General features: G+C 59.6%; 14 protein-coding genes. All 14 read left to right on the top strand.

The genetic code is table 11. The annotated features are described in order from the left end of the window. Window positions 1-255: 255 nt before the first annotated feature. The 14 genes from AC6I97_RS10350 to AC6I97_RS10415 all read left to right on the top strand — a co-directional run bounded on the left by AC6I97_RS10350 (window position 256) and on the right by AC6I97_RS10415 (window position 13,654). Window positions 256-1,374 (top strand): MraY family glycosyltransferase, encoded by a 1,119-nt coding sequence (locus tag AC6I97_RS10350; RefSeq protein WP_224087989.1) that lies wholly within the window; start codon window positions 256-258, stop codon window positions 1,372-1,374. 113 nt (window positions 1,375-1,487) lie between these two features. Further along, complete coding sequence (locus tag AC6I97_RS10355; RefSeq protein ID WP_224087988.1) at window positions 1,488-1,979, top strand: Cg1360 family ATP-synthase-associated protein; 492 nt, start codon at window positions 1,488-1,490, stop codon at window positions 1,977-1,979. Further along, window positions 1,966-2,298, top strand: a complete 333-nt coding sequence (locus AC6I97_RS10360; RefSeq protein WP_224087987.1) for a hypothetical protein — start codon at window positions 1,966-1,968, stop codon at window positions 2,296-2,298. The genes AC6I97_RS10355 and AC6I97_RS10360 overlap by 14 nt, the downstream gene beginning before the upstream one ends. Before the next feature lie 81 nt (window positions 2,299-2,379). Beyond that, the gene (gene atpB / locus AC6I97_RS10365; RefSeq protein ID WP_224164674.1) at window positions 2,380-3,180 is read left to right on the top strand and encodes a F0F1 ATP synthase subunit A; all 801 of its coding nucleotides are present in this window, start codon (window positions 2,380-2,382) and stop codon (window positions 3,178-3,180) included. 76 nt (window positions 3,181-3,256) lie between these two features. Next, window positions 3,257-3,460, top strand: coding sequence for an ATP synthase F0 subunit C (gene atpE / locus AC6I97_RS10370; RefSeq protein WP_009356484.1), 204 nt, complete (start codon window positions 3,257-3,259; stop codon window positions 3,458-3,460). A gap of 56 nt (window positions 3,461-3,516) precedes the next feature. Beyond that, window positions 3,517-4,074 carry a F0F1 ATP synthase subunit B gene (locus tag AC6I97_RS10375; protein WP_224087986.1) on the top strand — a complete coding sequence of 186 codons (558 nt, stop codon included), beginning with the start codon at window positions 3,517-3,519 and terminating at the stop codon, window positions 4,072-4,074. Continuing rightward, on the top strand, window positions 4,074-4,901 hold the full coding sequence (locus tag AC6I97_RS10380) for a F0F1 ATP synthase subunit delta (RefSeq protein ID WP_224087985.1): 828 nt from the start codon (window positions 4,074-4,076) through the stop codon (window positions 4,899-4,901). Before AC6I97_RS10375 ends, AC6I97_RS10380 begins: the two co-directional genes overlap by 1 nt. Before the next feature lie 85 nt (window positions 4,902-4,986). After that, window positions 4,987-6,624 carry a F0F1 ATP synthase subunit alpha gene (gene atpA / locus AC6I97_RS10385; protein WP_216924164.1) on the top strand — a complete coding sequence of 546 codons (1,638 nt, stop codon included), beginning with the start codon at window positions 4,987-4,989 and terminating at the stop codon, window positions 6,622-6,624. Between the two features lie 76 nt (window positions 6,625-6,700). Next, window positions 6,701-7,591, top strand: a complete 891-nt coding sequence (locus AC6I97_RS10390) for a F0F1 ATP synthase subunit gamma (protein ID WP_224087984.1) — start codon at window positions 6,701-6,703, stop codon at window positions 7,589-7,591. Between the two features lie 84 nt (window positions 7,592-7,675). Then, the gene (atpD, locus tag AC6I97_RS10395; RefSeq protein ID WP_144649785.1) at window positions 7,676-9,127 is read left to right on the top strand and encodes a F0F1 ATP synthase subunit beta; all 1,452 of its coding nucleotides are present in this window, start codon (window positions 7,676-7,678) and stop codon (window positions 9,125-9,127) included. Between the two features lies 1 nt (window position 9,128). Then, window positions 9,129-9,413, top strand: coding sequence for a F0F1 ATP synthase subunit epsilon (locus tag AC6I97_RS10400; RefSeq protein ID WP_216923952.1), 285 nt, complete (start codon window positions 9,129-9,131; stop codon window positions 9,411-9,413). 10 nt (window positions 9,414-9,423) lie between these two features. Next, window positions 9,424-9,855, top strand: a complete 432-nt coding sequence (locus AC6I97_RS10405; RefSeq protein WP_224091077.1) for a DUF2550 domain-containing protein — start codon at window positions 9,424-9,426, stop codon at window positions 9,853-9,855. 5 nt (window positions 9,856-9,860) lie between these two features. Next, window positions 9,861-11,159 (top strand): alpha/beta hydrolase, encoded by a 1,299-nt coding sequence (locus AC6I97_RS10410; protein WP_497944836.1) that lies wholly within the window; start codon window positions 9,861-9,863, stop codon window positions 11,157-11,159. After that, the gene (locus tag AC6I97_RS10415) at window positions 11,141-13,654 is read left to right on the top strand and encodes a phosphatidylglycerol lysyltransferase domain-containing protein (protein ID WP_497944837.1); all 2,514 of its coding nucleotides are present in this window, start codon (window positions 11,141-11,143) and stop codon (window positions 13,652-13,654) included. Before AC6I97_RS10410 ends, AC6I97_RS10415 begins: the two co-directional genes overlap by 19 nt. The last annotated feature ends 88 nt before the right edge of the window (window positions 13,655-13,742 follow it).

The following is a 13,742-nucleotide window of genomic DNA, read 5'->3' on the forward strand; positions in this document are numbered from 1 at the left end:
AGCTGTAGTCTTGCGGCTGCGTCACGCCGGTGGCCACGACCATTGGCATTAGTATCGTGACTAGAGTCCACAGAAATCCCAGCATCATTTGGCACAGCCGGTGCAGGCATGGCGACGGAGTAGTTCCATTTATCGACAGACAGAAATCCACACCTTGACCTGCCCGGAACTACACGGCTTTCCAGCGATGCACCGGCTGCATACGTTGGTCCGTGCAGCTGATTCCGGCATTGTGCTGCTTTCCGGAGCCGCGTCATGATTATGTACCTGCTGATGGCGCTCACGGCTGCCTTGGTATCCTATGCCGGCACGTGGGGAGCCCGCGTACTCGGTAACAAATTACGGCTTTACCGTCCCATCCGCAGCAGGGACATGCACTCCGCACTCATCTCAAAACTGGGCGGGCTTGGCATCTTTGCAGGCTTTTTTGTTGCCCTTGTGGTGGCAAGCAACTCGTTCTTCGTGAAGGACATATTCAGGCATAACGATGCTCCGTGGGGCATCTTGGCCGGAGCAGTCGTGATCGTCGCAGTGGGGGTCGCGGACGACATCCTCGATATCCGCTGGTGGATCAAGCTCCTGGGGCAGGCAACAGCGGCTTTCATCGTCGCCATTTGGGGTGTGAGGATGTCCGTGGTTCCGTTCATCCCCGAACCGATCCTGATTGAATCCGAGCTCGTCCAGATTGTCCTGACAGCAGGGCTGATTGTTACCACCATGAACGCCGTCAACTTCATTGATGGGCTGGATGGATTGGCTGCAGGTGTAGCCACCATAGGCGGCGGTGCCTTCTTCCTCACTGCGTACTGGGTCCATCGGAACAACCCATCCACTGACAATTCAGACCTTGCGACACTCCTGATGGCGATCCTGGTGGGCGGCTGCATAGGATTCCTGCCGCACAACTGGTTTCCAGCCAAGATCTTCATGGGGGACTCCGGTGCCATGCTCATCGGTCTCCTCATGGCTTCAGCCGGCGTAGTGGCAACGGGGCAAATCGGATCCGGGCTCTATGACCGCGCCAACGGCATCCCGACGATCATCCCGATCCTCCTGCCGTTCGCCGTGCTGTCCCTTCCGCTCCTGGATTTCGGAATGGCCGTGGTTCGCAGGACCGCCCGGGGACAGTCTCCTTGGTCCGCAGACCGTGGGCACCTCCACCACAAGCTCGTGGACCTCGGCTACTCGCACCGCACCGCCGTCGTCATGCTTTATGTCTGGACGTGCATCCTGGCGTTCGGCGGGGTGGCGTTCGCAGTGTTCCCTTGGCAGATTGTGTTGATCGTGGTGGTTGTTGCTGCTCTCGTCATGGCCGCTGTTACCGCATGGCCGTACTTCACGCGGAATACCGCGGGCCCGGGGGAGCGCTCATGACTTCCGGTTATGGTCACAGTTCTATCTCATGTAGAATTCTTTCTGCGGACAGTCACTCGCCCGTAACCCCACTTTGAGAATATGGCACCCGTGCCACGAGGATTGGTATCCCCATGACATCCAACGCCGATTCCGGACGCCCGTCCGGTAAACGCGCTGTTGGAGTTTCCGGGGAAACCTCCAACCTGTGGCTGCGCTTGCTGCTCTTGAGCTCCGCTGCTGCTCTGGCCGGATTGCTCGTGACGAGTATCGTCGCTGCGTTCATGAATGGTGGCCAAGGTGCGCTTTCAGCAGCATTCGGTGCCGCGCTGGTCATGCTCTTCTTTGCGATCAGCCTTCTGATCGGTCATTTCGTTGGCCGCAATAATCCTTCCGGCGCCGTCGGCCTGTTCGTGGCGACGTACTTCGTAAAAGTCGTCGGCTTTGCCGTGATCCTCTTTGTGATCGGTACTCCCGCCTGGTTGCACGGCCGATGGTTCGTGATCGGCGCAGTTGTGGCTGTCATCCTTTGGCAGTCTGCAGAGATTTACGGTTTCAGCAAAGCCCGCCTCCAGATCTACAACGATCCTGCGGATGGGAAGGGTGGCACGGATGTCTCTGCGTAAGCGCAAGTCCCTGTCAAGCCACACTCCGTCGCAAGGTTCGGCCAACGATTCTGCCGACGCCGGAAACGATGGTGGATACAACGCCGGCATCGCCGTCTTCAGCTACATCGTTGGCGGGATCATTGTCTGGAGTTTGATAGGCTGGGGTCTGGATAATCTGTGGGGGACCCGCTGGATTGTGCTCCTTGGCGCTCTGCTGGGAGCCGCAGGAGGGTTCTATCTTTCCCATATGCACGGCCTCACCAGGCAAAGCTCTTCTTCTGGCGAGAGCAACGCAGACAGCGGTCCGTCCACGGACGGGGACAGTAATGCCAAATAATTTCACACGGAATATGGATGCGTCGAGCGCGTCCGGCTTCCAACCAATGCCCAATGATGGACACAGCAGAGAGGAAACGCGTTGATCGCGCTTGCGCTCCCCGCCCAGGATTCGGGGTCATTCACCCCACCCGGAATCGACGAAATGCACCTGCCGGCAATCCTGCCTTGGGGTGCGCACGATGGCTTCTCCAAGCAGATGCTGCTGGTGATCCTTTCGGTCGTCATTATCGCTACATTCTTCATCCTCGCTGCACGTAAGCAGCAGCTGGTTCCCGGCAAGCTGCAGTTCGCAGGCGAAATGGCCTATGGCTTCGTCCGCAACAGCATCGCCAAGGACATCATCGGCGGCAAGGACTTCATCAAGTACGTCCCGCTGTTGTTCAGCTTGTTCTTCTTCATTCTGGTGAACAACATCTACGGCGCCATCCCGCTGATCCAGCTCCCGAGCTTCTCGCACGTTGGCGGCGCCTATGTGCTGGCCGGCATCGTGTACTTCACCTGGATTGCCATCGGCATCAAGAAGAACGGGCTGAAGTATTTCAAGCTCGCAACCGTTCCGTCTGGTGTGCCGTGGTACATCCTGCCGATCGTTGTTCCGATCGAAATCATCTCCAACTTCCTGGTCCGCCCCGTTACGCACAGCCTCCGTCTGTTCGCGACCATGCTGGCCGGCCACCTGATCGTCATGCTCGCCGGTTCCGGTATTGAGTTCCTGATCATGCAGGAGAACGTCCTTTTGAAGGGCACGTCGGTTCTCGTCCTTGTTGGCGCTATTGCCATGTACATGCTCGAGGCCCTCATCATGGCCCTGCAGGCCTACGTGTTCACGCTGCTGACCGCGATCTACATTGAAGGCGCCCTGCACGCCGACAGCCACTAGGCTCAAAACTTCCCCTTGAGGGGATTGAAGTAAACCAAACAACCTGCCACATGGGTGGCATCTTGAAAGGAAAAAAATGGAAGGCAATCTCAACCTCGTAGGTTACGGTCTGTCCGCAATCGGCGGTGGTATCGGTGTGGGTCTCGTATTCGCGGCTTACATCAACGGTGTTGCTCGTCAGCCGGAAGCTCAGCGCGTGCTGCAGCCGATCGCATTCCTTGGTCTGGCACTGACCGAAGCTCTTGCCATCCTCGGCCTCGTCTTCGCTTTCGTTCTCTAGTCTTCGACTTTCGAACAAAGCGAATTCCGCAACCGAGTAGATAGGACGGGTGAAATATGAATCAGCTGATCATCTCAGCCGCCACTGAAGGCGAAGAGGCCGCTAACCCTCTCGTTCCCAATGTTTGGGAAATGGGCGTCGTCCTCGTCGGCTTTGCTGTCCTCCTGTACATCGTGGTCAAGTTCATTGTCCCGATGTTCGAGAAGACCTTCGCAGAGCGCGCCGAAGCGATTGAAGGTGGCATCGCAAAGGCAGAAAAGGCACAGGCCGAAGCTTCTGCAGCTCTTGAAGAGTACAAGCAGCAGCTCACCGACGCCCGCGCCGAAGCCAACCGGATCCGCGAAGAAGCACGCGCTGAAGGCGCCCAGATCCTCGCGGACCTCAAGGCCAAGGCTGCTGCCGAGTCTGCCCGCATCACAGAGCAGGCACACGCTGCCATTGAGTCCGAGCGCCAGGCAGCCGTTGTCTCGCTTCGCTCAGAGGTTGGCACTTTGGCTACCACGTTGGCTGGCCGCATCGTTGGTGAAGCACTCACTGATGATGAGCGTGCCGCACGCGTTGTGGACCGCTTCCTGGCAGATCTGGAGACCCAGAACGCAGGTGCAGCTAAGTAATGGCAGGTATATCGAGCGAATCGCTGACCACGGCGCTGGCGCAGTTGGAAGCCAAGCTTCCTTTTGCCTCGCTGCAGTTGGCAAAGGACCTCTTCGGAATCCTGGGAACGGTGGACAGCTCGGCTGGCTTGCGCCGCGCCCTGACTGACCCGTCCCGTAGTGGAGACGAGAAGTCGGCGCTGGTCAAGCAGCTGGTTAGCGGAAAAGTCTCCGCTGATGCTGCTGAAATCGCGGGCGGACTGGCTGGCTTGCGCTGGGCATCTGCACGCGATATCGGCGATGCACTCGAGACTCTTGCCGCCACGGTTGTCATTGCCGTAGCTGAAAACAAGTCGGCCGTTTCTGCCTCTGGTATTACGGGGCTGGAAGAGCTGGAAAACGATCTGTTTGCTTTCAACCAGGCCGTCGCTTCCAGCCACGAAGTACAACGTGCTCTGTCTGAGCCGCAGGCATCCGCCGCGGCCAAGGTGGTCCTGGCCGAGAAACTTGTTCCTGGCAGCAGCGAGGAAGCAAAGGTTCTCATTGGCCAGGCCGTAACTCAGCCGCGCGGTGTCAAGCCGAGCAAGCTCGTCGAGTCCTTCGCCAAGCTTGCAGCCAAGCGTCAGCAGCGCTGGATTGCAACTGTCAGCGTTACCCGTCCGTTGACGGAAACGCAGGCCAGCCGTCTGCAGGCCGGGCTGAATGCCCTGTACGGCCGCGAGCTGAAGGTCAACGTCAATGTTGACCCCCGCCTGATTGGTGGAATCCGGGTTCAGGTGGGTGATGAAGTGCTTGACGCTTCTGTTATCGGCCGCCTGACCGACCTCCGCCGTCAGCTCGCTGTCTAGCGAAGACAAAGCACAACTTAACTGATATAAAACCCGGTCATCGTGAGCAACGATGATCACGAAAACAGGAGAGCAGGGACTGCAGATGGCCGAATTGACCATCAACGCCGACGACGTCCGTAATGCGTTGAACGAGTTCGCGGCGTCCTACGAACCCGGAAACGCAGAGCGCGTAGAGGTTGGTCGTGTGACCACCGCAAGTGACGGCATCGCCCGTGTTGAGGGTCTTCCCTCGGTCATGGCGAACGAGCTGCTTCGCTTCGAAGATGGCACGCTGGGCCTCGCCCAGAACCTTGACGTCCGCGAGATCGGTGTCATTATCCTCGGTGACTTCACCGGTATCGAAGAAGGCCAGGAAGTTCACCGCACCGGTGAGATCCTGTCCGTTCCGGTTGGCGATGCCTTCCTCGGTCGCGTTGTCGACCCGCTGGGCCAGCCGATCGACGACCTCGGCGAGATCAAGGCCGAGACCACCCGTGCACTGGAACTCCAGGCTCCGGGCGTCACCGAGCGCAAGTCGGTTCACGAGCCGATGCAGACCGGCCTCAAGGCTATCGACGCCATGATTCCGATCGGCCGCGGCCAGCGTCAGCTGATCATCGGTGACCGCCAGACCGGCAAGACCGCAATCGCTGTGGACACCATCATCAACCAGAAGGCCAACTGGGCTTCCGGCGATGTTACCAAGCAGGTACGTTGCGTCTACGTTGGTGTTGGCCAGAAGGCTTCCACCATTGCCGCAGTACGCCAGACCCTTGAGGATCACGGCGCGCTGGAGTACACCACCATCGTGGCCTCCCCGGCCTCGGACCCTGCCGGATTCAAGTACCTGGCACCGTATGCAGGCTCGGCCATCGGCCAGCACTGGATGTACGGTGGCAAGCACGTTCTGGTGATCTTCGATGACCTGTCCAAGCAGGCTGAAGCCTACCGCGCCGTGTCGCTGCTGCTGCGTCGTCCGCCGGGACGCGAAGCTTACCCCGGTGACGTCTTCTACTTGCACTCCCGCTTGCTGGAGCGTTGCGCAAAGCTCTCCGACGAGCTCGGCGCAGGTTCGATGACCGGTCTTCCGATCGTCGAAACCAAGGCAAACGACGTTTCCGCCTACATCCCCACCAACGTGATCTCCATCACGGATGGTCAGATCTTCCTCCAGTCGGACCTCTTCAACGCCAACCAGCGCCCTGCTGTTGACGTTGGTGTGTCCGTCTCCCGCGTTGGTGGCGCTGCCCAGGTCAAGTCCATGAAGAAGGTCTCCGGTACCTTGAAGCTGGACCTGGCCCAGTACCGCGACATGCAGGCATTCGCCATGTTCGCCTCTGACCTGGATGCGGCTTCCCGCCAGCAGCTGACCCGTGGCGCACGCCTGATGGAACTGCTCAAGCAGGGCCAGTACTCACCGTTCCCGGTTGAGGACCAGGTTGTTTCCATCTGGGCCGGCACCAACGGCTACCTGGACGACGTCCCGGTTGAAGACATCAGCCGCTTCGAGTCCGAGTTCCTGGAGCACCTGAAGCACAAGTCCTCCATCCTGACCACGCTGGCTCAGACCAACGTCCTGGATGACGACACCGCCGCAGCCTTGAAGGAAGCAATCGTTTCCTTCAAGAAGGGCTTCTTCGGTGAAGGCGACGACCGTCTGGTTGGCGCCGGCCACGAAGAGCACGAAGCGATTTCCGGCGGCGACGTCGACCAGGAAAAGATCGTCAAGCAGAAGCGCTAGTTTCGATGACCTGTTCTGCCGGGGTCCTCAAGGGCCCCGGCAGGGCAGTACGTCGGGAACTTAGGAAAGGATAAGTATGGGAGCCCAGATTCGGGTCTACCGTCAGAAGATCAGCTCGACGACGTCGATGCGCAAGATCTTCAAGGCGATGGAACTGATCGCTACCTCGCGCATCGGTAAGGCCCGCGCCCGCGTAGCAGCTTCACTGCCTTACGCGAACGCGATTACCCGTGCCGTTTCTGCTGTCGCAAGTCAGAGCGAAATCGACCACCCGCTGACCACTGAGCCGGAGCAGATCCGCCGTGCCGCAGTCCTGATTATCACTTCAGACCGTGGCCTTGCAGGATCCTACTCCGCGAGTGTGCTGAAGCAGGCTGAAGGTCTCACCGAGCTTCTTCACGCAGAAGGCAAGGAAGTCAAGGCGTACCTGGTGGGCCGCAAGGCGCAGGCGTACTTCGATTTCCGCAACCGTGACTACGCCCGCAATTGGACTGGCGGCACGGATGCACCGGAATTCGAAACCGCACAGGAAGTCGGAGCTGCACTCCTCGAAGACTTCGCCACCGACTACGAAGAAGGTGGCGTGGACGAAATCCACGTCGTATACACCCGCTTCAAGTCCATGGTGACGCAGGAGCCGACGGTTATTCGTTTGCTTCCTCTGGAAGTCGTCGAAGAAGAAGCCGCTTCGGAGTCCGACCTGCTGCCGTTGTACGAGTTCGAACCGGAAACGGAGCAGGTCCTTGATGCCCTGCTTCCGCGTTACATCGAATCCCGCATCTTTGCAGCCATGCTGCAGGCCGCAGCTTCCGAGCTCGCAGCCCGCCAGCGTGCCATGAAGTCGGCCGGTGACAACGCTACGGAACTGATCAAGAAGTACACGCGCCTTCGCAACACGGCCCGCCAGGCCGAGATTACGCAGGAGCTTTCCGAAATCGTGGCCGGCGCCGACGCCCTCGCGTCCTAGCCGGTAACGGATTCGGCTCGAAGCCGCACCTGCACCAAACAGATAAACTTAACCCCACGCCATCTACTGAGTGAAGTGAGAGAGATGACTGCCACTGCTACCGAACACGTAGCAACGGCCGGTGCCACCGGCCGCATTGCCCGTGTTATTGGTCCGGTTGTCGACGTCGAATTCCCGGCTGACGCAATCCCCTCGATTTACAACGCTCTGACCACTGAGATCACACTCAATGGCCAGACCAAGACCATCACGTTCGAGACCTCCCAGCACCTGGGTGACAACCTCGTCCGCGCCATCTCCCTGCAGGCTACCGACGGACTCGTCCGCGGAACCACCGTGCAGGACTCGGGTGCTCCGATCTCCGTGCCCGTCGGCGACGGCGTCAAGGGCCACATCTTCAACGTCCTCGGCAAGCCGCTGGACGTCGAAGAATCCGAGATCAAGGCTGACGCCTACTGGCCGATCCACCGCAAGGCTCCGGCCTTCGCTTCCCTCGAGGGCTCCACGGAGATGCTCGAGACCGGCATCAAGGTCATCGACCTCCTCACCCCGTACATCAAGGGTGGAAAGATCGGCCTGTTCGGTGGCGCCGGTGTTGGCAAGACCGTTCTGATCCAGGAAATGATCACCCGTGTTGCCCGCAACTTCGGTGGTACTTCCGTATTCGCCGGTGTTGGCGAGCGTACCCGTGAAGGTAACGACCTCTGGGTTGAAATGGAAGAGGCCGGCGTTCTCAAGGACACCGCTCTTGTCTTCGGCCAGATGGATGAGCCGCCGGGAACGCGTCTGCGCGTGGCCCTGTCCGCACTGACCATGGCGGAGTACTTCCGCGATGTTCAGAACCAGGACGTGTTGCTCTTCATTGACAACATCTTCCGCTTCACGCAGGCAGGTTCGGAAGTTTCCACGCTGCTTGGCCGTATGCCGTCCGCTGTGGGTTACCAGCCGAACCTTGCTGACGAGATGGGCCTCCTCCAGGAGCGCATCACGTCCACCAAGGGTCACTCCATCACGTCGATGCAGGCTATTTACGTGCCTGCTGATGACTACACCGACCCGGCTCCGGCAACGACCTTCGCACACCTCGACGCGACCACGGAACTTTCCCGTGAAATCGCCTCCCGTGGTCTGTACCCGGCCGTTGACCCGCTGACGTCGACTTCCCGCATCCTGGACCCCCAGTACATCGGCAAGGACCACTACAACACGGCTGTCCGTGTCAAGCAGATCCTGCAGAAGAACAAGGAACTCCAGGACATCATCGCCATCCTCGGCGTTGACGAACTGTCTGAAGAAGACAAGATCGTCGTGTCGCGTGCACGCCGTATCCAGCAGTTCCTGTCCCAGAACACCTACACCGCCAAGCAGTTCACCGGCGTTGAAGGCTCCACCGTGTCCATCAAGGACACCGTGGAAGGCTTCACCGCTATCTGCGACGGCGAGCTGGACCACATCGCAGAGCAGGCGTTCTTCAACGTCGGTGGCCTGGATGACGTCGAGCGCAACTGGGCCAAGATCCAGGAACAGACCAAGTAGTATGGCTGAGCTCGAGGTTGAGATTGTCGCAGCGGACCACTTTGTGTGGTCCGGCGCGGCCAAGATGGTGAAGGCCCGCACCAGCGATGGTGAAATCGGAATCCTGCCGGGCCACTCGCCCCTCCTGGCCATCCTGGCCGAGGGTGAGCTGGCAATCCAGCCGGTTTCCGGTGACCGTATTGCGGTAGTTGTTGACGGTGGTTTCTTCTCCGTCGACAACGATCGTGTGGTCATTGTTGCTGACAACGCCCAACTGGGCGAAGCGGCTACAGCGGGGATCCGATAGCACGACCTTGATGGACGATTCCCTTATTCCGTTCATCGCCCTGGCAACGGCGTTTGCGTTGCTGATTTTTTCACTGTGCCTTTTTGGGGTGCGCCGCTTCAATCTGCGGCGCGCCCTGGGCACGGTCGACGCCTCCATTTGCACGGCTGGAAACAGCTGGCAGATGGGGGTTTGTCGTTATCAGGACAATGAACTTGAGTGGTTCCGCTTGATGTCCCTGAGCGTGATCCCAAAACACAGATATAAACGCAGTTCGTTGGAGCTGCTTGGCCGGCGTCAACCCACTGAGGATGAGCTCGTCAAGGTGCAGCCCGGCGTCGTCGTGGTTGAACTCCAATATGAAGGTAAGAAGTTCATGCTTGCCATGAACTTCGATGCCTATGCCGGTCTTTCTTCCTGGCTCGAGGCCGGACCTGTCATCGGCGTCGGAACCTGGCGTTAGGCCCCATGGATTTTCTTCTGGACGTCAGCCTTGTTGATGGACCATTCCTGTGGTTGAGCATTATCGGCGGTGTGGTGGGAGCCGCGTACCTTCTATGGAGGCGTCAGCGTTCCTGGCCACTGGCCGTCGCGGCCTGCGTTGCGGGTGGCGTCGCCGTTGTGGCGCTGGCCCACTGGGTCCTGGTTGATCTGATGGCCATCTTCTCGGAAAACCTCCCCTTTGAGACATTGGCGTGGTCGGTTCCGGCTGTCGCGGCCGCTCTGCTGTTTGCGACGCGATTTCCCCAGGCCACGTGGAAAAGTCGTGCCCGCGGCCTGATAGCGACGCTGGGCGTGGTTCTCTTGAGTGTTGTCCAAGTCAATGCCTACTTCGGACTGAACAACACGGTGGCTGACCTTCTAGGTACTGCCGTCGCCCGTATCCAGCCCTTGGAGGGCAGCCTTCAACGCGCTCCGGACAGCAAGCCTGGACCTGCGCCGTCGGTTTGGAGAGCTCCCGAGTCAATGCCGCGGGGCGGCATCCTTCGAAAGGCCCAAATCCCGGGAAACATATCGGGCTTCACAGCACGGGAAGCCTACATCTACCTGCCTCCGGCCTATCAAACCGCAGCACGGCCAAGCTTGCCGGTGCTGGTGCTTTTTTCAGGCCAACCCGGGGGCCCCGCCGACTGGTTAACAGGGGGCCAACTCCGTGCGCAACTGGACAGGTTCGCTGACGCCCATGGCGGGATCGCCCCCGTCGCGGTCGTGGTGGACCCAAACGGCTCGGCAAGCGCCAACACGTTATGTATGGACAGCCGCATCGCGCAGGCTGACACCTATCTCTCCCAGGACGTACCTGCCTGGATCAGCTCCACCTTGGATGTATCAAACGATCACCGGCTGTGGGCAGTGGGTGGCTTTTCGTATGGCGGTACGTGCGCGGTACAGATGGGGACAAAGCATCCGGAATTGTTTACTTCGGTAGTGGGTTTTTCCGCTGAGCGGGAGCCATCGCTGGCGAAGGACCGGAACAAGACCATCGCAGACTCGTTCGACGGCGACGTGGCCGCTTTCGAGTCAAGGACCCCTTTGTTTTTGATGCAACAGCGGGATTACGCGGGCAGCGGCCTGTACTTGGCAGCGGGCGTCACGGACACCGAGTTCACAGACTATATGCACGTTCTTGCCGACGCTGGAACGGCAGCGGGATTTAGCGTCCAAGCACACTCAATCCAGCACGCCGGCCACTCGTGGGATGCTGTGGTCCGGGGTATGCCTGATGCGCTGGATTTCTTGTCTTCCCGTTGGGGAATAGTCCAGTGAGCCTTGCCCTGAAAGGCGTCGTGCAGCCCGTCTTGAGGCAAGCCGCCAAACATCTCCGTGCTACTCCCTTCACCACGCTCGTGCTTGCGCTGTTCGTGGCCGTGTCCGTTGTGTCCGGCAGCATCCTTGGGGGTCCTGCGGAATCGTTGCTGCCTGTGGCGGGCGTGACCCTGGCTGGGCTGCGGTCGGGGGAGTGGTGGTCTATCTGGACGTCATTGTTCTTTACGACCAACCTGCTGGCGTTTGTCACTGCTGCGCTCATGATCCTGTTCCTGTTGGGGCTTGCAGAGCGGCGGTTCGGCTTCTTCCGGACGGCCGGGGTCTTCCTGGGCAGCCAGTTTGCATGCGTTGCGGCATTCCTCCTGGTCACCCAGGTGGCGCGGTACATGGATGATGGTTGGATCTCCAGGATGGTGGATACCCGGCTGATAGGACCCTACGGTGCCTTGATCGCCACAGCGCTTGCCGCCAGCGCCATGTTGCCAACGCTTTGGCAACGGCGCTTGAGGACCGTGGTCCTCTCCCTGTCCCTGCTGCTCGTGCTGTACATCGGGCACGCCGAGACCTTGATGGGGCTTGTGGGAGCTTTGTTGGGCTTGGGGGCTGCGTGGTGGACGCAGAGCAGCCAAGGTCACCTTCACCTGCACCGCTCAACAGGCCGTGAAGTGCGGAACCTGCTGGCCCTCACCATGGCCATCTTCGCTGCCGGCCCCATACTGACCGCTGCAGCCAAGAGCCCTTCGGGACCTCTGGCCTTGCTGCGGGATGTCATCCTGAACCCGCTCCCCACTCTGAGCCAACTGGAAAGCAATTGCGGCGGCACCATTGACGTGGCTTGCCTCGAGCTGAGCCGTCAGGGCTATACGGGCCCCTTTGGCCTGGCACTTGCGGTTGTGCCCGTGGTGTTGTTGCTGATTTGTGCCGACGGCATGCGACGTGGACGGCGCCTGGCGTTGGGGATAGCGATCGGTGTCCAGTTGGTCGTAGTGGCTCTTTCGACTGTCTACTTAAGCCTTTTCGCGGGCATTCCAATGCCACCGGGACGTCAAGCGGCGATGTTGAACCCGGCAGTTGTGCATCTGATCCCCTTGGTCCTGGTTCCGCTGACGCTGGCGGTCCTCTTGTTTGCTTATCGTGGACACTTCAGGGTCGAATCCTCTGCCCGTTTGCGGCGGCGCGTCTTTTGGCTGGTTGGCCTGACAGGTGCGTCCCTGGCGCTTGCATACACTGCCGTATGGCTGGCTTCGGGCGGCATGACGCGCGACGGCGGCTTGCTGGGTTTGGGTGCAGAGCTCGCCCGGCAGTACCTGCCGGTTCCGTTGCCCAGCGTTTACCGCAAGGTCTTTGCTGAGCGCGACGCTTTTGAGATCTTTCTGTTCTCCTACTCCGGGACCGTCTTCTGGCTTGTGGCGTTGATTGGAGTCTGGATACTCCTCATCCGAGGCCATCATGCCGCCGGCCTGGACCATCAAGGGCGGGACCGTGCACGCGAGCTGGTGAAAGCCGGTGGTGATTCGTTGTCGTGGATGGCGCTCTGGGAGCCGAACAAATATTGGTTCAATCCTGGCGGTACGGGGGCAGTGGCGTACCAGCAGCACGGCCATGTCGCCCTGACCTTGGCCGGTCCCGTGGGCGCGGGGGAGCGCCATGTAGAGACTGCTGGAGGATTCCTTGATTTCTGTTCCCAGCATGCCCTGATACCTTGCCTCTACTCATGTACAGATGAGTTGTGGCCCATGCTTCAGGCCCGCGGCTTTAGAAGGGTTGCTGTCGCGCAGGAAACCCGGTTGAGGATCAGGGGTTTGGAGTTCCGCGGCAAGGAATGGCAGAACGTCAGGACGTCCCTCAACCGGGCAGCAAAGATGGGGATCACTGCCACATGGGGCCGGTATGACGGATTGCCCCATGCTCTGCGTGCACAAGTGGGTGAGGTGTCCGAAGAGTGGGCTGCACAAAAACGCGTACCTGAAATGGGATTTACGTTGGGCGGCCTGGATGAACTTGAGGACCCTGACGTGTTGTGCTGCGTTGCCACTGATGCTGAAGGTTTCGTTTATGGCGTCACCAGCTGGCTTCCTGTCTACCGGAACGGCAGTGTTGTCAGCTGGACCCTGGACTTCATGCGTCGGCGCGGCGATGCCTTCCCGGGAGTGATGGAATTCCTGATTGCCTCCGCCATCCTCCATCTCAGGGAGTCGGTGGAAGTTATCTCACTCTCCGGTTCGCCCTTGGCGCGGGAGAAGGACGAGATTGATCAGCAGGCCGAGGGACTTGCCGGCATGTTGGACTTGGTTGGCCAGGCCCTGGAACCCGTCTATGGGTTCCGTTCCCTTGCTTCCTTTAAGTCACGGTTCCAACCCGATTACAGAACTTTGTATATGTATTACCAGGAGCCGTTGCACCTGCCCGCAATAGGAAGGGCGCTGAGCCGCGCATACCTTCCGGGATTGTCCGTGCGGCAATCTGCCAGACTGCTGCGGACACTGGTTGCTTGAATTCACGACGTCTTTTCTCGGAGGCCGTTTAGCATTTCTTCACGCTTTGTAACAAGGGTTGTCGAAATATCAGACATTTCATCCGACA

The organism is Arthrobacter sp. TmtSoilC48, from assembly GCF_059739425.1.